This is a genomic window from Rheinheimera sp. NSM, from assembly GCF_052380015.1.
Taxonomy (GTDB): Bacteria; Pseudomonadota; Gammaproteobacteria; order Enterobacterales; family Alteromonadaceae; genus Alishewanella.
Map to the genome: position 1 here is coordinate 322,688 of NZ_JBQTCI010000004.1, position 21,700 is coordinate 344,387.

Annotated in this window: 16 protein-coding genes and 1 tRNA gene; 7 read left to right on the forward strand and 10 right to left on the reverse strand. The window is 46.9% G+C overall.

Translation table 11 applies throughout. The annotated features are described in order from the left end of the window. Window positions 1-9: 9 nt before the first annotated feature. The 8 genes from ACTZWV_RS13760 to ACTZWV_RS13795 all read right to left on the reverse strand — a co-directional run bounded on the left by ACTZWV_RS13760 (window position 10) and on the right by ACTZWV_RS13795 (window position 9,440). A complete protein-coding gene (locus ACTZWV_RS13760; protein ID WP_444787096.1) occupies window positions 10-984 on the reverse strand; it encodes a DUF1852 domain-containing protein in 975 nt (324 codons plus the stop codon). Between the two features lie 270 nt (window positions 985-1,254). Continuing rightward, window positions 1,255-1,650: a VOC family protein gene (locus tag ACTZWV_RS13765; RefSeq protein WP_444787097.1), complete on the reverse strand. Its 396-nt coding sequence runs from the start codon at window positions 1,648-1,650 to the stop codon at window positions 1,255-1,257. A gap of 419 nt (window positions 1,651-2,069) precedes the next feature. Beyond that, complete coding sequence (locus ACTZWV_RS13770) at window positions 2,070-4,091, reverse strand: deaminase (protein WP_444787098.1); 2,022 nt, start codon at window positions 4,089-4,091, stop codon at window positions 2,070-2,072. 380 nt (window positions 4,092-4,471) lie between these two features. Next, window positions 4,472-5,824, reverse strand: coding sequence for an AAA family ATPase (locus ACTZWV_RS13775; RefSeq protein WP_444787099.1), 1,353 nt, complete (start codon window positions 5,822-5,824; stop codon window positions 4,472-4,474). Between the two features lie 80 nt (window positions 5,825-5,904). Then, entirely contained in the window at window positions 5,905-6,978 is a 1,074-nt protein-coding gene (locus tag ACTZWV_RS13780; protein WP_444787100.1) for a protein kinase domain-containing protein, read from the reverse strand. Next, entirely contained in the window at window positions 6,975-8,048 is a 1,074-nt protein-coding gene (locus tag ACTZWV_RS13785) for a serine/threonine-protein kinase (RefSeq protein WP_444787101.1), read from the reverse strand. The genes ACTZWV_RS13780 and ACTZWV_RS13785 overlap by 4 nt, the downstream gene beginning before the upstream one ends. Beyond that, on the reverse strand, window positions 8,038-9,099 hold the full coding sequence (locus ACTZWV_RS13790) for a PP2C family protein-serine/threonine phosphatase (protein WP_444787102.1): 1,062 nt from the start codon (window positions 9,097-9,099) through the stop codon (window positions 8,038-8,040). The genes ACTZWV_RS13785 and ACTZWV_RS13790 overlap by 11 nt, the downstream gene beginning before the upstream one ends. Window positions 9,100-9,353: 254 nt before the next feature. Beyond that, window positions 9,354-9,440 (reverse strand) — tRNA-Leu (locus tag ACTZWV_RS13795). A gap of 161 nt (window positions 9,441-9,601) precedes the next feature. Between ACTZWV_RS13795 and ACTZWV_RS13800 the strand changes: the two genes are divergently transcribed. Further along, complete coding sequence (locus ACTZWV_RS13800) at window positions 9,602-10,099, forward strand: RDD family protein (protein WP_444787103.1); 498 nt, start codon at window positions 9,602-9,604, stop codon at window positions 10,097-10,099. Between the two features lie 124 nt (window positions 10,100-10,223). On the opposite strand, the gene lptG is transcribed toward ACTZWV_RS13800, so the two are convergent. Next, window positions 10,224-11,291, reverse strand: a complete 1,068-nt coding sequence (lptG, locus tag ACTZWV_RS13805; protein WP_444787104.1) for an LPS export ABC transporter permease LptG — start codon at window positions 11,289-11,291, stop codon at window positions 10,224-10,226. A gap of 1 nt (window position 11,292) precedes the next feature. Beyond that, on the reverse strand, window positions 11,293-12,399 hold the full coding sequence (gene lptF, locus ACTZWV_RS13810; protein ID WP_444787105.1) for an LPS export ABC transporter permease LptF: 1,107 nt from the start codon (window positions 12,397-12,399) through the stop codon (window positions 11,293-11,295). A gap of 184 nt (window positions 12,400-12,583) precedes the next feature. On the opposite strand from lptF, the gene pepA reads away from it, so the two are divergent. The 6 genes from pepA to ACTZWV_RS13840 all read left to right on the forward strand — a co-directional run bounded on the left by pepA (window position 12,584) and on the right by ACTZWV_RS13840 (window position 21,675). Continuing rightward, the gene (pepA, locus tag ACTZWV_RS13815; RefSeq protein WP_444787106.1) at window positions 12,584-14,092 is read left to right on the forward strand and encodes a leucyl aminopeptidase; all 1,509 of its coding nucleotides are present in this window, start codon (window positions 12,584-12,586) and stop codon (window positions 14,090-14,092) included. Beyond that, the gene (locus ACTZWV_RS13820) at window positions 14,092-14,550 is read left to right on the forward strand and encodes a DNA polymerase III subunit chi (RefSeq protein WP_444787107.1); all 459 of its coding nucleotides are present in this window, start codon (window positions 14,092-14,094) and stop codon (window positions 14,548-14,550) included. Before pepA ends, ACTZWV_RS13820 begins: the two co-directional genes overlap by 1 nt. 14 nt (window positions 14,551-14,564) lie before the next feature. Further along, complete coding sequence (locus ACTZWV_RS13825; protein ID WP_444787108.1) at window positions 14,565-17,420, forward strand: valine--tRNA ligase; 2,856 nt, start codon at window positions 14,565-14,567, stop codon at window positions 17,418-17,420. A gap of 328 nt (window positions 17,421-17,748) precedes the next feature. Continuing rightward, a complete protein-coding gene (locus tag ACTZWV_RS13830; protein ID WP_444787109.1) occupies window positions 17,749-19,218 on the forward strand; it encodes a Na+/H+ antiporter NhaC family protein in 1,470 nt (489 codons plus the stop codon). A gap of 200 nt (window positions 19,219-19,418) precedes the next feature. After that, on the forward strand, window positions 19,419-19,910 hold the full coding sequence (locus ACTZWV_RS13835; protein WP_444787110.1) for a TIGR03546 family protein: 492 nt from the start codon (window positions 19,419-19,421) through the stop codon (window positions 19,908-19,910). Window positions 19,911-19,920: 10 nt separating this feature from the next. Next, window positions 19,921-21,675 carry a TIGR03545 family protein gene (locus ACTZWV_RS13840; protein WP_444787111.1) on the forward strand — a complete coding sequence of 585 codons (1,755 nt, stop codon included), beginning with the start codon at window positions 19,921-19,923 and terminating at the stop codon, window positions 21,673-21,675. Window positions 21,676-21,700: the final 25 nt, after the last annotated feature.

Sequence of the window (21,700 nt, forward strand, 5' to 3'; positions counted from 1 at the left end):
TTCCGGTTATTAAGCGTAGTTAGCCGACCATTGTTCCAGCGTTGCGCGGTGCGGTTTAATAAAGTGCTCTTCAGCAAACCGGCCCTGGGCTATAGCTAACTTGCTGCGCTCTTCGCGGTCATACACAATTTGCGTAATAGAATGATCCTGATTTTTTAAATCCGGTTTATAGCTTTTACCTGCTACCGCATTGGCGTTATAAATCTCCGGCCGGTAAATCTTTTGAAAGGTTTCCATGGTGCTGATGGTGCTAATCAGCTCAAGGTTGGTGTAATCGTTAAGTAAGTCACCAACAAAATGGAAAGCCAAAGGCGCCACACTGTTTGCCGGCATAAAATAACGCACCTGCAGGCCCATCTTTTTAAAATACTGCTCGGTTAACGACGACTCGTTTGCCAGGTATTCCACGCCCAATACCGGATGCTGGTTTTCCGTGCGCTGATAGGTTTTGTTATCGGAAACACTCAGGCAGATAACCGGCGGCTTGCTAAAATGCTGCTTGTAAGCACTTGAGTTAACAAAATATTTGAACAGCTTGCCATGCAGCTCGCCAAAATTCTCCGGAATGCTGAATTGCGCTTGCTGCTTATTATGCTCCAGCAGCAATACGCTGAAATCATAGTCCCGCACATAAGAGGAGAAGTTATTGCCCACTATACCTTCGATGCGCTCGTTGGTTTTATGATCAACAATATTGGTTTTTAGTACTTCAATCGACGGGAAGCCGGCGCCATTGCCGTCAATATCCACATCAACCGAAACGATATCCAGCTCGACAGAGTAACGATCGGCTTTGGGGTTGTCCCATTGCGCTAACGCATTAAAACGGTTGTTAATCATCGTTAAAGCATTACGCAAATTCTGCTGGCGGCACTCACCTCGTGCCAGGTTGGCGAAGTTGGTGGTGATACGGGTACTGTCCGCCGGCTGATAATGTTCATCGAACCGAATACGCTTAATGGTAAAAGTGAAGTCTTTGTTCATGCTGTGCTATCCCCTTTGCTAATCCGCCGCGATAAAAACATCCAGACGTCTAGACTTGAAGCCATATGTAAGTTATACACCCGGGGCTGCATGAATAAAAATGATATTATTTCATTAACCCATGAGAAAAAGTCATAGTTAAGGCATTTCGAACGCTTAGCAGAACACTGGCCGGCTATCAGACGCTGCTGTCAGCAGCATAAAGAGGTCGCGGAATTGACGCCCCCTAAGCAAAAGGGGGCTGGTTGGTATGTAAATGCGTTGGCTAACTTATGTCATCGAGTGCAGGCCGATTAAATTACCTTCAGAGTCGCGCACTACGGCGCAGAAACCATGTTCACCAATCGACATTTTCGCCTGCTGTATACTGCCGCCATTGGCTTCAGCACGGGCCGCCTGCACTGCACAATCATCACAGCCAAAATACACCAAAGTGCCACCGCCACCGGGAGTAAAACCGGCCATCTTCACCAGGCTACCACCGGCTCCGTAGTAACTCATGCCGTTTTCTTTATCCATCGGGAAGAACCACATTTCCATCTCAACCTCCGGCGTGGGTGACGGCATGTGTTCCAGCTTGATATCAAACAGCGCCTGATAAAACGCTTTGGCGCGATCCATGTTTTCTACGTAAATTTCAAAATGCACTACCGGGTTAAATTTCATCGTGTTGCTCCTAAAGTTGGCAATACCCTGCCACAGCCAGCTGATGCTGCAGTAAAGGTAGCAGTTATTAACTCACGTTAGTTAGTCGGATGGGGAAGGTAAAGATCGACAAGCGTTTGGCAGAATTCTAGAAACACCTATTAGGTTATTGTTTTATATCAAAAATTGTAAACATTCACTCTATTCCAATCACCTCAGCGTAAGCAGCCATGAGTTTCGCAAGAAGCCTTTGTACAAACACAGCAACCGATACTATGTAGTCATAAAATGCCTTTTTTTAACAATAACACAGGCACTCTACCTGCCGGCGGTGTTGCAATGCAGCGTGAAACCAGTTGCGCTGTTAGCAAAGAGGAAAGGAGCCAAAAGGTTAATTTTGTTTGACTCTAACCATTCATTAGTTCATTCAGCTCGTAAAACTAATTAATAACTCGACCTTTCAGTGGTTGAACATTCCTTGCTTCATAGTAGCCTCTAGAATTGCGAATTAAAGTAAAGCTGACTTTTACTGAAGATATTTCATGCGATAACGTACTTAAACTTTCGGACTCCTTAACTAAATAATCTGAGGGATGGTCTTTCACTAAGCGTGTGATATACCATTTATTACCTTCTTTGCTCCTATTGGCCGTACCAACACATTTGCCAAAAATTTCACCACCATCCGATTCAACGTTAACATCTGCGGGCACAATTGAATTAGCTAAAAGAAGTCTAGTATCTCCAACCTTTAGTTTAAAATTTACGTACAAGCCTTTGAATAGTTTTGGAGCAATGATTTTATCGACAACCTGCATAGAGAAACCATAATCATATGGATAACTCGCAGCCAAATCCCCAACCCTCTCTATCATGTTAAGACTATTATCGTCTTTAAAAACTTTAATGTATGAAGTGTATGTTTTATCAAATATACTTTCGGGTCTCCTAGTTATCTTCTCTGCAAGTGCAGTCGCAGTCAATATCTCCACACTGTCTTCTTTAAAAATCTGACTAGCGAGGGAAGTTGGAATACGAGGGTGGTTGTAACTCCCTCTCTTGGTTGGAATAGCTTTTCCTTCGTCTGTTTTACGTTCAATTTTCTTTGCTGCTCCCAGCCCCATCGTAGAAAAAAGGTCCAGAAACCTTCGAGGACCTACACCAGTGAATGCTGAAAAAACGACCTTTCCGCTACTTTCCTCCTTCATAGAAATAGAGTCTTGGTGCAGATGCATCGCTTTACTCTTGGGGTAGGGTTCAATATATTCAACGCGTTCAATTCCACTTGCTATTATATGCTTCGCACAATTGTGACAAGGAAAGGTCGTACAAAATAAGTGCCCTCCGACAACGCTTATACCGTTTCTAGATGCGCTCATGATGGCGGATAATTCTGCGTGAACAACTCGACCAAACTCCGTAATATCCTTAAGGCCAGTTTTCTTACGTAACGTTTTGGCTAACTCATTTTCATCAATCCCTGAAAGCTCCGGCATAAAGGTAATAAGTGCATCAGCAATTTCAGATGAGAGTTGTAATATAGTTTCAGCATTTGCATCATATCCATTAGATGCGTCTCGTTTGTCCTCGTAAGTATTGAAGTGCTCTTCCAAAAGTGGCTTGTAGACTTCATCTGGCCAGTATTTCCCACCTCCGGATTTCTGGACATCGTTTGAGCCTGTCGCGATGATATCTTGATGCTTTGAGGAAATCACAGCACCTACTTGTCTTGATAAATCCGCAGAGTTGACTGAGGCCATAAAAGCCATAAACATTGAGTATTCTGAGTGCGTCGGGCTAACATTAGGAGCACCGAATACTAGATCAACAAATCTATCAATTGTATTAGTGCCAGTGATTGACGCATTTATAAAAAAATCTGAATTAACGAAAACTTTTTCAATTTCGTTCTTGTCTATTCGCTGAGCAGCTTCACGAGCGAAGTTTTGCTCTTGGGTAGTATTAAAATCTTCCGATCTAAATAACTGATCTAAATTTTTTCTTCTATTTTCTTCACTGTCAGTTATCCCAATCTGGTAATAAGCATTACTATAAAATTCTCTTAGTTGCTCTGAATCCTTGTCATCAAGGAGCATATTAACAATATACACAACTCCAAAAGTTCCATCTTCTCTGCATTTTTCTTGCTGTTCGTCGCGGCGATTCTTAATGTGCCAGATAGTAATTGCCGCATTTAGTGACGTTAAGTAATTTTTTTCTCCATACTCTTTTAAATACTCGCCTTGCTTAGCCGAGATGCGAAATGCCGTCAGGCCAGTTTCTTGTTCTCTACTACAAGAAAACCTTGACTCATTAAGTACTAAAGAAGAAGTATTAACTAAGTGTGGGGACCAGTTATGCGCAGCTATTTGTAGTTCCAGTTGCTGGATAATTGCCGAACAATCAACCCCTATAGGGGCAGTCAAGCCAAATACTAATTCTGAATATTGATTATCTACCAACTTAAAAACCTTTTATAAATAGAGCTATATTATGACCGATAATAACTAGCTATTCATAGCCATGTAAAGAACTTGTGCTGGAATACGCCCATTTTTAATTGACGCTAAAATTAGAAGGTTGTGTTATTAAAAACCTGTTTGTATTTCAGTGGTATGCCACCAATTTTTGTAAAACTAGAGCTATTCTAGTCGCATACTCTTACGATTTGGCAATTCTTCTGAAGTAATATTAATTAACCGTTCGTAGCTAATTGTGCGGTTGTACTGTTCCACAGCATGGGGTGAACCAGAAAGATAATGCAGAAAGAAGAAAGTAGGCTAATTTTGCTTTGCCCTAGAATTAAGCTGTTTCTGCATGATCATACACTTTGAATGGAGTATTACCTCTTCCTTGCGAAATGAACACCCTTTGGAATTTTTGATTGTTGATAACCTGTAGAGGCCCGAGATGGAATATGCATAACCTGCTTCTCCGTTGGCTCAACTTCCTCTCCCAACAGTTGAATTCCATGTGCTTCCGCTTGCATTCTTACATAACCACGGAGCATTTTTTCTCGATAAGAATATAACCCAGGTTTAGTTTCAGCAATAAGCACCTCACCATTACTCTTGCTTTTCAAGCTACGGACTCTTGAGCAGTACTTGTCATAGCTAAGAGGCTCCTTACAAGGTAATTGCTTCATTACATACTGATAGGATGAGTACATTTCCTTCAAATATCGGTGAAGAAATTCAGAATCTGCTGTTGACCAAAGTACCTCTTCGTAATCACCTGTTCGCTGATTAACAGCGGTTTCATAAGGCCTCTTCAACTCTGCAGAAATACTATCTATCGCTTCTCTCAAAGCAGCTTGATAATGTTCATTGGTTACCTCGGTGACATTCTTTTTATCCTCATATAAACACCAAAATAACTTCTCAGTTATTAGGTGAACATAATATGGATACCCATCGCTTACAGCGGCTATCCTCACGCATAACTCGTGATCGACTCTAATACCAAATTCTTTGGCGACATCCTTTACAATAGCCCATCGAGCGTCCCAACTCAGCTTTGGCAGTTCAATTGTTTCTAATTGACGAATTGCCGACTGATGTGCACCAAGTAACTCGTCAACGGTCTTTGAGATCCCTGTAAAAATAAATTTAATGGGAACTCTTTTATCACCAAGCTGTTTAATTACGTCCGCAAATAAGTTGCGTTCGCTTAGAGAATTCATCCTGTCGAACTCGTCCAAAACTATAATTGGACGTTCTGAATGCAAGGCTGATACCTCCTTCAGAACTTCCACGGCGTCATTTAAATTATTGATTTCTTCGTAAAGATTTTTTCCACCCTTATTAATCACTTTTTCTACGCTTAGAAACTTAAAATTAAGACTCGCTTTCTCTTGAGCAGTGCTATTAACTATGCGGCTATTTTTTAATGCGTTATAGGCAATATTTACAACAATAGACTTAACAGAAGCATCAGGTGAGCAAGATACATCTATGTATTCCGCATCGGAGCTTTGATACTGATTTGCAGCCGTTGCAGCAAGTGAAGATTTTCCTACACCACGATCTCCATATATAAAAATATGACGTCCAGACGCATACAAAGCCTTTTCAATTTTATCAAGCTCTTTAGACCGGCCGAATAAGTGTTCAATACTATCAATCGGCCGAGAGGGGAAAACTAAAGAGTTTAATTTTCTACCAAATTCATCACGCGTAAATCCATCAATTGCCATAAAATCCTATTCATACCTACTAGGCGAAATAACACAATCAACTATTCATAAAATGATGCAATATAATAAGTACAAGTACATCAATCAAGTTTTAATTTTACAACAGGCAAAGCTCTATCAGCACCACCACCACTATATTTCGAAAAAAGCACTTTATCATTTATTTTCGGTTTGTAACCATATACACAATCATAGTGAAAAAAAACATCTCTTCCAGATAAAGAAATGAAACCCCACGAATTGTGTTTTATATCTCTGACAAAACCAACATAACGATCACTCACTTGGTAACAAAGATCTGAACACATCACCACAAGATTATCAGCAGTTGGTCTTTTAGCAGGATCCAAGTTGAGACATGATTTTACAATTTCCATGAGTTGCTGTGTTAATATTGCAAACTGCGGATTACTTGATACAAATTCTGGGAATTGTTCATATTGCCCAGTAAGGATTTTCCCAACAGCTTTTAAGCCAGAACCGAAAGGCTTTTTACCGCTTATCAGTTCATAAAGTATAGCTCCCAATGACCAAACATCAGCTGCAAGCCCAACATCCTTGGGTGTATCTATAGCCTCCGGAGCCATATAGGGCAGTGCTCCCACCGCAGTTGCTGAAGCACTGATAGTGTCAGAGCCTCCTTCTGCAGCATCAATTAGTTCATCTTCGGCAAGTTTTGCTATTCCAAAGTCTGTAATTTTAACATCATGAAAATTAAAACCTCCGGTAACCATTATATTTGTTGGTTTTAGATCGCGATGAATTACCCCTACATGATGTGAGGCTGCAAGGCCTTTACTCAAACAATGGAAGATTCTCGCTGCTAGTGAAGGATCAAGATACTCCGCCTTAGTCAAGGCCGCTTTTGACAAATCTTCACCTTCAACAAGTTCTTCAATTAAGTATTGATGCCCCGACTCTTCAACATAATCAAGTGTTTTCGCAACATTAGGATGGTTCACTTTGGCAGATACTATTGCACTTCTATGAAATCTTTTTTTCGCAGAATTATTTTTTGGTGTCTTAAGTGCAACAAATTTATCAAGAACGATATCTCTCGACTTATATACATGCTGCATGCCACCTTCACCAATGAAACTTACAATTTCATATCTAAGAGCAATAGTGAAACCCAGGTTTAATAGTCCACTCAAAGCATCACCTCAGGATTAGATACATCAAAAGTTATATATTTTCGTGCACTTCCTCTATTAGGAGCCCCAAGGGTAACGACACAAGCTCCGGGGATTATTATCTCAGTAGTAACAGGTGAGTTGTTCAGGTACACTTCTCCAACTGTATTTTTCACTCTAAAATCATATCCAGTGTAATGGAGCTCAAAACTACCTACCGATGGCAGGGATATCTTAACAAATTTATTTTTCTCATTGAGAATAAACGACTTATCATTGAAAACTGCAAGCGCTTGGTGTTTCCATTTCAAAATATTTTTTTCTATTACAGCCTTAACTTCTTCAATATCAGGACGTAACATAAAATTATGACTCGCGCATCGAAACAGCACTTGTATTATTTCAGGATAGTTATCTAAGATACTGCCTTGGAAGTCTTCTAAGGCTAAAGGTAAAGGCGGTATAGACCGAAGCTTATCTGGAATTTCATTCTTTAACAAAAACAATGCCAAAACGCTAAATGAATACAAGTCTATCTTATTAGTAAGATGAACAGTGCCGTTAGAATATTGCTCAGGGGCGGAAAAATAAAAAGTCCCTTTGAAACCTATAGTTTTTGCATCAACTACAGAGTCTTTTGCCAAACCAAAATCAAAAATCTTCAGTATCCCTTCTGAATCAATTTTCATATTATTTGGCTTTATATCACGATGAATAAGCCCGGACTTATGAATATCAAATATTCCGGATGCTATCTGCCACAATAATTTCAGCTTGTCTTTTTCATGCAATATTTGAAAATCTATACCAAATAAGTCTTGCCCCTCAATAAACTCCATCACTATTCCAATACCATCCTCCAAATTGATAATATCGTAAACTTGAACTACATTTTTTGACCGCATTTTTAAGAGTGAAGATACTTCATCTTTAACTCTGGCAACTTCCTCCTTCTCTTTAATAGTTTTTATTGCAACTTTACGTTGCAGATTGTTATCCATGCAAAAAAAGACTTGGCTAAAACCTCCTTCACCAAACTCACCTGTGTAGGTATAGCGAATAGAAAGATCATTCGACTTTTCATTTATCATCGAAATCGATCCTTAGCTGTGGTTTTTTCTTGGTCTTGGATTCATCTAATGATTTAGGCTTCCTCCTGCGCTTTGGTCTTGTCTCCGTCTCTTTAACATATTCAGTTGTAGGGTTTTCTGATAGAGGTGTATCTGGAAATGATGTTGTTATTTCGTCAGGTTCATTTGTTGGATTCGATTTTTCGACTCCGAGCAAAAAAACTTCACCAAAATGGTCCCAAATCTGAATTGTTCCAGAGTATGAATCGTTGACTTCATTGAACAAAGTAGTAATTTCAGAGATGACAATTGCACTGAGGTTATCATGCCCACCGCACCATTTAGCAACATGAACTAAACGCCTGCATAGCTCTACGGGAGTAATATTCTGCTTAGCCAAGCTACCAAGGGTATTCTGTTCAATATAATGAATTCCATCGCTAGTAAGGATGATTCTTGAACTGGACAGAAGGTGATCAATACTTAAAGTTTCCAACTCCAAGTCAGGGCCCATTCCGATATACTGAATTAGTTTACCACCAAGATGATCATCGTCACGATTTCTGCCAAGTCTTGCAGCTATGGTGTCATCAACTGATACTTGAATTAGCTCATTTTGATGAACATGATAGATTCTACTATCTCCTACATTTATAGCAGCTAAGTTCTGATCGCTATCTATAATTACGGCAGAAAGCGTTGCCCCACCATTACCCTGATATAATGTGTAAATATCTTCATTTGCTTCTTGAGTTGCTTTTATTAACCGTTCTCTTAGTGGCGCATTCCTATTTTTTATGCAGCTGCTTAGAAAGGTTGCTACCGCAGAAGTTGCACATTTAGAACCTTGCTCCATACCGCCCATACCATCACATAGCACTGCAATCATAAAGCTCTTAGTTTTAGATACTTGGGCTTTAAGGACTGCAACTCGATCTTGGTTCTCACTGCGCTTGGAACCTATATCTGAGGCTACTGCAACAGGAAAATCTGCGACTTCACGAGCAAAGCCATTAGGAGCTCGCCTAGAAAGCCATTTAATTAGTTGAAACTTAATATTAGTTAATTCCATGCTCTGGCGACATAATTAAGAAAAGGGATTCATCAAATTCTGTAGTCAGTTTAGAAATTTTATGCATCAGATTTATCTAACCCTGAGTTTCTAAATTTGACACGGGCAAGCAATTACAAAACGCAAAGTAATAGCAATTACTGATAAGTTAGCTTGGATGCATAACTCAAACAACAATTATTTTCGAATGTGTATATTCGTAACAGTATAAAAATTAATTGCTTAACCTTTAAACTTAGTCAAGTGAACGGGATTGGTGCCTAGGGTCGGACTCGAACCGACACGGAGTTTCCCCCGGCGGATTTTGAATCCGCTGCGTCTACCGATTTCGCCACCCAGGCACTGAGGGATATTTTGAGGTAAACGCCTGCATTATACGACGCGAATGGCGATGCGCAAGCGAATTTATGCCACAGCGGCTTAGTTGCGCAAAATTGCAGCAGCTTCGAAAAAACAAAGCTGCATGCTACACTTGCGCGGTTTTTTACTGGCGGATAACACTATGTTTGCTGATGCACCCCGGGCCGGGTTAATTCGCCGTTTGGCGGCGATGCTGTACGACTGGTTAATTTTAGCCGCACTGTGGATGGCGGCGATGATGCTGGCCTTGTTGCTGGTTACGCTGCTAAACAGCATTGGCGTAATTTCACTGGCTAACTACACCGACCATGCCGACTTTATTGCCCAACATAAAATCTGGTTTCAGCTGTATTCGCTGCTGTGGTTTTTTTGGTTTTATCTGTACTTTTGGTACAAAGGTGGCCAAACCCTGGGTATGCGCGCCTGGCGTTTGTTGTTAGTGCAGCAAAACGGTGCTGCTATCAGCTTTAAACAGGGTTTGTTGCGCGCCCTTACGGCGTTATTAGGCTTAGGTAATTTATGGCTTTGGCTGCGCTGGGGTAAAGGCCTGGCACTGCAGGACCAGTTAACCAATACTCAGGTAATAGTGCTGACCAAAGAGCAAAGCAAATTATTGAACCTGCATAAAGCAGCGCGGTGATTGAGTACTATCAACCCGATTGCACACACCAACACGCCGTGAATATGTCCCTATAGGCTCGATTCACGCATCCATGCGTTCAACGGTTGGTTTAGCGCAATCGGGTCTATATTGCGAGTTTGACTCAGACCTTCTTACGCATTAAATACACCGATAAGGCAATAAACAGCGTGCTGGGTACTATGGCGCCGGCCAACGGTGGCAGCTGGTATACCAGGGCTACCGGGCCGAATACTTCGTTACTCATATAAAAAGCAAAGCCGGTTAAAATACCCATCAGCACGCGGGCGGCCATGGTAACGCTGCGCAGCGGGCCGAAGATAAACGACAAAGCCATTAATAACATAGCGATAATAGTCAGCGGTTGCAGCGCTTTGCGCCAAAAGGCTAATTCGTACCGGCTGGAGTCCTGGGCATTTTGCTGCAAATAATCCACATAGTCATTTAAACCGCTTAACGACAGCATTTCCGGCTTAATGGTTACCACACCCAGTTTGTCCGGCGTTAAAGACGAGCGCCAGCCCTGCTCCGGCCACTGTTGTTTAACCACCCGCAGTTCGGTTAAATCCAACCGCTTTACCTGCTGCAGTTGCCAGGCGTCGCTGCTGTACACCGCGCTGTCGGCACTGGTTACCGACACTAACTGCAGTTGGCTGTCGAACTGATAAATAACAATACCTTCGAGGTTACCGAAATCGTCTACTTTGCGGATATTAACAAACTGGTCGCCATCTTTGGCCCAAATGCCCTGCTGCGCCGCAAACAGGCTGCCGTCAGAAATGGCTTTGGTGCGCAGCTCGCGGGCGGCCCTGTCGCTTACCGGCGCGCCCCACTCGGCTACTGCCATAACAAATAACATCATAATGACGGCGGTTTTCATCACCGAACTGATGATATTAAAGCGCGATAAACCGGCAGCCTGCATCACCACCAGCTCACTGCTGCTGGCTAACATGCCCAAACCAATTAAACCGCCGATAAGCGCTGCCATCGGGAAAAAGGTCACCAGGTCGCCCGGTACGCTGTACAACGTAAACAAAGCGGCGTGCACCATGTCGTAATAGCCGCGGCCGACCGAGCGCATCTGGTCGATAAACTTAAACATCGCCGATATAGCCAGCAATACGCTCAGTGTTAACATCGAGGTGTTTAAAATAGTGCGGCCGATATACAGATCAAGAATTTTTAACATCTCAGCCCCTACCCGCCAGCCAGGCGCGCAAGCGCTGAGCACTGCTGCGACTGTTCATAATAAGCGCCGTACCCAGCAGCAAGGCGCTGCCATGCAACCACCACATGCCCAGAGCCGGCGGAATTTTGCCATCTTCCAGTGCCGACCGGGCAATAATTAACAGCGAATAGTAGCCCAGGTACAACAGCAGCGCCGGTAACAGGCGGCCAAATTTACCCTGGCGCGGATTAACCCGGCTTAGCGGCACAGCGATTAGCGCTAACAGCGGAATAGACAGCGGTATGGCAATACGCCAATGCCACTCGGCAATGGCTTCACTGCTTTGCATGGTTAACAGCTCAGCGGTGGGCACACTGCCCAGCTTGCGCCGGCGCTGTTCTACTTCCTGCTCGCGGATCTGAATTTGGTAGCGCTCAAACTCGGTAATTTCAAACGCCGGCGACACGGCATCACCGGCATACCGCCGGCCCTGCTCCAGTTGCAATACCTGGGCACCGCTGGCGTCTTCTTTTACATTACCGCTTTGCGCATACACGATAGAATGGCCTGGTTCGTCGCGGGCATTACTTTGCGCCACAAACACGCGGGATAATTCGCCGCTGCTACTGCCACGGCCAACGTCATGCACGAAGATCACCGCTTTTTCATTTGAGGTATGCTGAAACCGGCCGGGTACTACCGATAACAAACCGGCATTGGCGTCGGCCCGTTCCAGAATGCGGTATTCCTGCTCGGTAGCCCAGGGGCTTAAAAACAACGTAACACTGCCGGCCAGCACGGCCATTAACAGCGATAGCATCAAGGTTAGCCGCGTAACATACCACTCGCTTACGCCGGTGGCGTGCAATACGGTCATCTCGCTGTCGGCATACACGCGGCCATAGGCTACCAAAATGCCGATAAAGGCACTGAGCGGCAGAATAATTACCGCCAGCTGTGGCAGCTTCAGCGCCACTATGGTCATTACCAACTGTCCCGGGATTTCTCCCTCAGAGGCATCGGCCAGAATTTTAACAAAGCGCTGGCTAATGATAATGGTCATCAGAATGATAAAAACCGCTAACTGAGACTTAAACACCTCACCCAACAGGTAACGAAAAATAATCAACGCGCCCCCTAAAAACCTGCCTTTTTACTGGAACCCTGGCGATTTTTCAGTAAACTTGATATTTATAGCAATTATTATCGACCAAACGGCGTAGAAAACCGAGCTTTTTTATGAATTCACGGTAGAATTTGGCCATTAATGTGTCGGCTTATGTTAGCACAATCTCTTAGAATCAGGAGTTAGCATGGAGTTCAGCGTAAAAAGCGGAAGTCCGGAAAAACAACGCAGTGCATGCATTGTTGTCGGCGTGTACGAACCGCGTCGTCTTTCCGCTGTAGCAGAACAACTGGATAAAATCAGTGAAGGGTACATCAGCAACCTGCTGCGCCGCGGCGATTTGGAAGGCAAACCCGGCCAAATGCTGTTGTTGCATCATGTACCTAACGTTTTAAGCGAACGCGTATTATTGGTTGGTTGTGGTAAAGAGCGTGAGCTGGACGAGCGCCAGTACCGGCAGATTATTGCCAAGACGATCAGCACGCTAAACGAAACCGGTTCAATGGAAGCGGTATGCTTTTTATCGGAATTGCATGTAAAAGGCCGCGATACCTACTGGAAAGTGCGCCATGCGGTGGAAACCACCCAGGACTGCCTGTACGTATTTGACCGCTTAAAAAGCAAAAAAGATGAAACCCGCCGCCCGCTGCGCAAAATTGTGTTTAATGTGCCGACACGGCGCGACCTGACCATTGGCGAAAAAGCGGTAGAACAGGGCCTGGCCATTGCGGCCGGCATTAAACAATGTAAAGACGTCGGCAATATGCCGCCGAATATCTGTACGCCGCAGTATCTGGCCGACCAGGCGCTGCTGCTGGCTGAAAGCTCAGCCAAAATCAGTGTTGATGTATTAGGCCCGGAAGAGCTGGCCGCACACGGCATGAACTCTTACCTGGCGGTAGGCCGCGGCTCGGTTAACGGCCCGCGCATGGCGGTTATTAAGTACAACGGTGCCGGTAACGACAGCGCGCCGGTAGTGCTGGTAGGTAAAGGCTTAACCTTCGACTCCGGCGGCATCAGCTTAAAACCCGGCGATGGCATGGACGAGATGAAATACGATATGTGTGGCGCCGCCTCTGTGCTGGGTACCATGCATGCCGTAGTGCAGCTTAACCTGCCGGTGAACATTGTGGCCGTATTGGCGGCAGCGGAGAACATGCCGGATGCTAACGCCTACCGGCCGGGTGATATTTTAACTACTATGTCCGGCCAGACGGTGGAAGTATTAAACACCGATGCTGAAGGCCGCTTAGTGTTGTGCGATGCGTTAACCTATGTTGAGCGCTTTGACCCCGAGCTGGTAATAGATGTGGCCACCTTAACCGGTGCCTGCGTTATCGCGCTGGGTAAACATGCTACCGGTTTGCTGAGTAACCATAACCCGTTGGCGCATGAGATTTTAAATGCGTCCGAGCAAAGTGGTGATCGCGCCTGGCGCCTGCCGCTGTGGGATGATTACCAGGATCAGCTGGAAAGCCCCTTTGCCGACTTCAGTAACTTAGGTGGCCGCGCCGCCGGTACTATTACTGCCGCCTGCTTTTTATCGCGTTTTACCCGCAAATATAACTGGGCGCACCTGGATATTGCCGGTACCGCCTGGCGCAGTGGCGGCAAAGATAAAGGCAGCACCGGCCGGCCGGTGTCGTTGTTAACCCAGTTTTTAATTAACCGGGTTGGCCAACAGCAGGATCATTAATGCAAGTCAGCTTTTATCTGCTAAGCGACACGCCGGCAGAAGATCAAGCGAGACAAAATGAGCTGAGCAGCACGCCAGCTCATTTTGCTTTAGCATGCCGGCTGTGCGCCGACTTGTACCGCGCCAAGCAGCGGGTTTTCGTTTATACTGCCGACCAACAACAGGCCGAAGCGTTTGACGAACTGCTATGGCAGTTTGATGCCGAACGCTTTGTACCGCATAACTTAAGCGGTGAAGGCCCGAAATACGGCGCACCGGTAGAAATAAGCTGGCAGGCGCCACGGCAAAACCGCCAGGTGCTGATTAATTTAGCCACTGAGATCCCGGCTTTTGCCAACCGCTTTAGCCAAATCATCGAATTTGTTCCCGCCGCCGAGCATCTAAAAGTGCAGGCGCGGGACCGTTTTAAGCAATATCGTCAGTTGGGCGTTAACCCGCAAACCGTTAACGCCGGCTGAGCACAGGTACTATCATGGAAAAAACGTTTAACCCCAGTGAAATAGAACAGGCGATGTATAACGCATGGCAAGCCAAAGGCTACTTTGCGCCACACGGCGATCAGAGCAACGGCAACTACTGCATTATGATCCCGCCGCCAAATGTTACCGGCAGCCTGCATATGGGCCATGCCTTTCAGCAAACCATTATGGACGCCCTTACCCGCTACCAGCGTATGCAGGGTAAAAACACCCTGTGGCAGGTAGGTACCGACCATGCCGGTATTGCCACCCAAATGGTAGTAGAGCGTAAACTGGCGGCAGAAGGCTTACCTGGCCGCCATCAACTGGGCCGCGATGCGTTTATTGAAAAAGTCTGGCAGTGGAAGGAAGAGTCCGGCGGCACTATTACCTCGCAAATGCGCCGCTTGGGTAACTCGGTAGACTGGCAGCGTGAGCGCTTCACCATGGATGAAGGCTTATCCAATGCAGTGCAGGAAGTATTCGTGCGCTTGTATGACGACGAGCTGATTTACCGTGGCAAACGCCTGGTAAACTGGGACCCGAAACTGCACACCGCCATCTCTGATCTGGAAGTAGAAAACAAAGAGCAAAAAGGCCAGATGTGGCACTTGCGCTATCCGCTGGCCGACGGCGCCGTAACGGCCGATGGCAAAAACTACCTGGTTGTAGCCACCACCAGGCCGGAAACCATGCTCGGTGATACCGGCGTAGCGGTAAACCCGGAAGATGAGCGTTATCAGGCACTGATTGGCAAAGCCATCGAATTGCCATTGGTAAACCGCCGCATTCCTATCGTTGCCGATGAGCATGCCGATATGGAAAAAGGCACCGGCTGCGTCAAAATTACTCCGGCGCACGATTTTAACGACTATGAAGTGGGCAAGCGCCACCAGCTGCCGATGATTAACGTAATGACACCGGATGCGACTATCCGCAGCGAAGGTGAAGGCTTCCACTGCAATGGCGAGTTAAACCCGGCGCTGGTGGGTGTTATTCCTGCGCAGTATCAGGGGCTGGACCGCTATGCCGCGCGCAAAGCTATAGTTGCTGCCTTTGATGCCGCCGGCTTGCTGGAAAAGGTAGAAGATCATAATAACACCCTGCCGTACGGCGACCGTAGCGGCGTGGTGATTGAACCGTTGTTAACCGATCAGTGGTATGTGCGGGTTGCGCCACTGGCGAAAACCGCGACTGAAGCGGTAGAAAGCGGCCAGATTGAATTTGTACCCAAGCAATACGAAAACATGTATTACAGCTGGATGCGCGACATTCAGGACTGGTGTATCTCGCGCCAGCTATGGTGGGGCCACCGTATTCCGGCCTGGTACGACCAAAACGGTAAAGTCTATGTCGGCCGCAATGAAGCTGAAGTGCGCGCTAAACATCAGTTAGCCGACAGCGTTACGCTAAAGCAGGATGATGACGTATTAGACACCTGGTTCAGCTCGGCGCTGTGGACCTTCTCTACCCTGGGCTGGCCGGACGATACCGAAGCGCTGCGCACCTTCCACCCTACCAATGTATTGGTTACCGGTTTTGACATTATTTTCTTCTGGGTTGCCAGAATGATCATGATGACCATGCACTTTATTAAAGATAAAGACGGCAAGCCGCAGGTACCGTTTAAAACGGTCTATGTTACCGGGCTGATCCGCGATGAAAACGGCGACAAGATGTCAAAATCCAAGGGCAACGTGGTTGACCCGCTGGATATGATCGACGGCATTACGCTGGACGAGTTACTGGCCAAACGCACCAGTAATATGATGCAGCCCAAAGATGCCGAGAAAATTGCCGAGCGCACCCGCAAGCAATTCCCTGACGGCATCAGTGCCAGCGGTACCGACGCGCTGCGTTTTACCTTAGCGGCGCTGGCATCTACCGGCCGTGATATTAACTGGGATATGAAGCGCTTAGAGGGCTACCGTAATTTCTGCAATAAACTGTGGAACGCCAGCCGCTATGTGCTGATGAACACCGAAGAGCAGGATTGCGGCTTTAACGGCGGCGATATGCAGTTATCGCTGGCCGATAAGTGGATATTGGCGCAGTACCAGCAAACGGTTAAGCAAGTGCGGCAGTACTTTGATACCTACCGCTTTGATTTAGCCGCCACCGCCTTGTACGAATTTACCTGGAACCAGTTCTGTGACTGGTATTTAGAGCTGACCAAGCCGGTGCTGTTTAAAGGCAATGAAGCACAGCAACGCGCAACGCGCCATACGCTGGTTACGGTGCTGGAAAGCCTGCTGCGCTTAATGCACCCAATCATGCCGTTTATTACCGAGACCATTTGGCAGTCGGTAAAACCGCTGGCTAACATCAGCGCCGACAGCATTATGCTGCAAGCTTACCCGCAAGTGGATGACAGCCTGGTTGATGCCACCGCCACTGCTGATCTGGAGTGGTTAAAAGCGGTGATCACCGCCATTCGTAACGTGCGCGGCGAGATGAATATTGCCCCGGGTAAGCCGCTGAGTATATTGCTGCGCAATGTAAACAGCGAAGAGCAGCGCCGTTTAAGCGAAAACGAGAGCTTTTTGATGAACCTGGCCAAGCTGGAGCAAATCACTGTACTGTCTGCTGATACGCCGGCGCCAACCTGCGCCACGCAGTTAATCGGCAGCATGGATTTACTTATTCCAATGGCCGGTTTAATTGATAAAGACGCTGAGCTGAGCCGCATTGCCAAGCAGTTGGAGAAAACCCAACAGGAACTGGCCCGTGTCGCCGGCAAGCTAAGCAATCAAGGCTTTGTTGCCAAAGCGCCGGAAGCAGTACTGGAGAAAGAGCGCGCCAAGCAAGCTGAGCTGGAGCAGGCCGTGGTTAAGCTGCACGCGCAGCAAGCCGAAATCGCGGCGCTGTAATAGCGCTGTTGCCGAAAAAACCGGGCCTTAGTGTCCGGTTTTTTTATTGCCGCAAGCTTGAGCAAAGCATTACCGGCCAAGGGCCGGCAAAAGATCTCAGTTGTAGAAAACAAAATTTTTGCTATGATTGCGCGGTATTTCGGCAACTGGCTGACTATACGCTTGCACTGCGTATTTATGCAGTAAAGTCTGGGGTTTAGCGCCGGTGTTTTTTGCGCGCAGCACAGCTGAATAAATGCAAGGAACCGCTCCGTTGAGTTGGGTTATCTGCTGCAACGGTTCACTTAACTTTTATCCGGCGTGCCGGAGTTAACTTTGAGAATAATAAATGATGTCAGCAGATACCCTGGTTGAGAGTCTCGCCGAACCTGTTGCAGCGGCGGCCGAAGCGGCCGCTGTCAGCCCAACGGCGCTGAGTTTAATTCCACCTCTTGTTGTTCTGGCGTTTGCTATCTGGCTAAAACGGCCAATACTGGCACTTATTTTGGGTGCCGCCGCCGGCTTATTGTTATTAGGCAGCCCAAATGAGGCGCTGTTTAATCTGGGGGAGACCTCGGTTCGCGTAATGCAGGATGAAACCATCGGCTGGCTGATTCTGGTTTGTGGCGGCTTTGGCGCTTTAATTGCGCTGTTGGTGCACACCGGCGGCGCCTTTGCTTTCGGCCGTATGGCACAGCGCTATGCCAGCGGGCGCAAACCGTCATTGTTTATGACCTATCTGCTGGGGCTGATTATCTTTATCGATGATTATCTGAATGCCCTTACCGTTGGCGAAACCATGAAGCGCATCACCGACAAATTTAAAGTGTCGCGTGAAATGCTGGCTTATGTTGTCGACTCCACTGCCGCGCCGATGTGTGTGCTGGTACCCATTTCAACCTGGGCAGTGTTCTTTGGCGGCTTGTTGGTGGCCAATGGCATAGCACCGGTAGACGACCCCAATGGTATCAAAACTTATATCTCTGCCATCCCCTATATGTTATATGCCTGGCTGGCACTTATCCTGGTACCCTTGGTTATTTTTGGCATTATGCCGTTAATAGGGCCAATGAAAAAAGCTGAGCTGGCGGCACAGCAATCCAGTTTTATCAGCGATGCACCGGAGGAAATAGCCTCTTCACATACTCATACCAGTGATGACTTTGCCGTAGAGGCCTTTGAAGAAGAGTTTGATGCCTCAGATAAGAATACAGGTAAACTGTATAACTTCTTATTGCCAATGCTGATGCTGATTGCTTTTACCATCTGGTTTGATGCCGAAATATGGCCGGCGCTGATCCTGACATTTATCATCACCATTCCAATGTATATGGTGCAGCGGTTAATGCCCTTTACCGAGATGATGGAGCTGATGATGCATGGTTTTAAAACCATGTTACCGGCTATTTGTACCGTGATCGCCGCCTTTACCTTTAAAGATGTCTGCGACCAGCTGGGTTTGCCGCAATATGTTATTGAGAACCTCGCGCCCTATATGAGCGCGCAACTGCTGCCGGCCTTGGTGTTCTTCTCGATGGCGATCCTGGCCTTTGCTACCGGCTCGTCCTGGGGTATTTTTGCTGTGTCTATTCCGATTGTGATGCCACTGGCGTTTGCGGTAGAAGCCAATATTCCGCTGGTAATAGGTGCGCTGTTATCGGCCAGCTCTTTTGGTAGCCAGGCTTGTTTCTACAGCGACTCTACCGTACTGGCCGCCCAGGGCTCAGGCTGTAACCTGATGAGCCATGCGTTAACCCAGTTCCCCTATGCCTTTATGGCAGCGGTACTGGCGTTTTTTGGCTTTCTCGCCTTGGCGTAAATAACGCTGCAGACAACAATACGGATAAAGGCGCTTATTACAGCGCCTTTATCTTATCCTCAACAAACAAAGCGGCGCAGTTTCAACACTTTGTCACTTTTTTATCCCTGACAAAATGCCGCTACACTGTTACCTTATATAGCAACCTTATATAACAACCTTATACAACAACTTTATACAGCCTGTTTACCGGAGCCTTTATGCTTACCTTAGTGGCTAAAATTCTGAAAGTACTTAACTCTGAAGCCTCACCCTGGCAAATTGGCTGGGCCATTGCACTGGGCCTGTTTGCCGGCATATTGCCGTTTGGCCTGCTTACCTTACTTATCATCTTAATTGTCTGCCTGCTGACCATTAATTTGTCGACCTTTATCGTGGTATGGGGCCTGACTTCCGGCCTGATGTTACTGTTTGCCGACCCGCTGGAGCGCCTGACCTGGCAGTACGCGCAACACGACAACTTGTTGCAACTGTTAGCCAACACCGAAACGCTGCAGCTGCTGCATTTACACCACACCCTGACATTAGGCGCCTTTGTGCTGGGCGCAGTACTGCTGCTACCCATTGCCTGGCTAAGCAAAACCCTGGTAATGCAATACCGGGTACGGGTGATGAACAGCGTGCAAAAATGGAAGATTATGCAGATGCTCAAAGCCAGCAAGCTGTTTGCATTGTACGAAAAATTAAATTAAGGAGCACAAAATGATCCGTAAATCCGGTTGGTTAGTCTTTATTGTGTTCTTCGCCGCCTTGCTGGCGCTGGTGTATCTGCTTGCCGGCCCGGCCATTCGTATTGGTATGGTGTATAGCCTGGAAAAAGCCGTCGGTGCTGAGGTGAATATCAGCAAGGTATCGCTTGAGCTGGCGCCGCTGGCGCTGCGGGTGAACAACCTGCAAATAACCGACGCGGCACAGCCCACACACAACAGTCTAAGCTTTGGCCACGCCCGCGCCGCGCTGGAGTTGTGGCCGGCCCTGCTGGGTTATTATGTTATTGAAGAGCTGACGGTAGATGGCCTGCAATACGGTGCACAGCGTAGCAGTGAAGGTGCCGTGTACCGTAAACCCGGCGTTGAGGGCGAAAAAGTTGATATAGCCAAACTGCTGCAGGTTGATTTACCCGATGCCGATGAGCTGATTGCCAGGGCTAACCTGCAAACCCCGGCCAAAGCCGAAGCATTAAAACAGTTAGCCGCAACAGAGCAACAACAACTGAAAGGCCTGCAAGACCAATTGCCGACCAAAGATACCCTGGCGCAGTACCAGGCCGAAGTAAAAGCCCTAACCGACAGCAAAATTGCCGACGCCGCCGATTTGGCCGCTAAAGCACAACAACTGCAACAGCTGAAAGACAAGTTAAACGCCGAAAAAGCCAAACTGCAACAGGTAAAACAGCAACTGACGCAAAGCAAAAACAGCCTGCAGCAGGCCGTTGCTGAGCTAAAGGCGGCCAGCAGCGCGGATTACGCCAAAGTGCAGCAACTGGCTAATTTAAGCGACGGCGGTTTAGCCGGCATCAGCCAGATTTTGCTCGGCGATTTATGGGGCCAGCGCATTGCCCAGCTGCAAAGCCTGTATCTGTTAGCCAAACCCTATTTACCGGACAGCCTGCCGCAAGGCAGCGAGGATAGCCCAACTGAACCGGAAGTGGTCTTGCCCAACCGTATTTTACCGTTGCCGGGCCAGCCCTACCCCGATTTTTGGGTAAAACAGGCACGGGTTAACTGGCTGATTGGCGGCGGTGAAGCCACCATAGCGCTGCAGGATATAACGGCGCAGCATGCGCTGATTAACAGCGCGACTAAGTTCTCGCTGGATGTAAAACAGCTACCGCAACTGGCAGCGTTTAACTTAAGCGGCGACTTTGCCATTTTAGAGCAAATGGTGACTAACCTGAACTGGCAGCTTGATGGCTTAAACCTTAAGCCGATGACCTTAGGTAAAGGTGACAGCGCGCTGGATCTGGCGGCTGGGCTTATCAGCTCCGGTGGCAAACTAAACCTGACCGATAACCGGATTAAACAACAAGCCAATGTCGTATTAAGCGCGGCAAACTTTAACAGCAGCGGTAATAAGTATCTGCAGCAACTGGCTTCGCTGCTAAACCAGCAACAGCAAATTCCGCTGAATATTGCCACCACCGGCTTAATCAGTGCCCCGGAGGTGAGTATCCGCTCCTCGTTAGATAAGCTGCTGGGCGACGCGCTGCTGGGTGAAGCCAAACAAAAAGTAGCCGCTTACCAAAGCGAGTTACAAGCTAAACTGAACAGCCAGCTGCAAAGCGGTCTGGCCGGCCAACAAGACTGGGCGGCACTGCTGACACAGCAAGATGGCGCAGTAACAGATGCCGGCAGCAGTATTGACACTATGCTGAATGCCAAACTGGCCGATGTAAAAGATCAGGCCAAAGACAAGCTGAAAGACAAACTGCTGAATAAACTCGGTGGTGGTAACTAAGCTGCTCTACTTACAAGCTGTAACC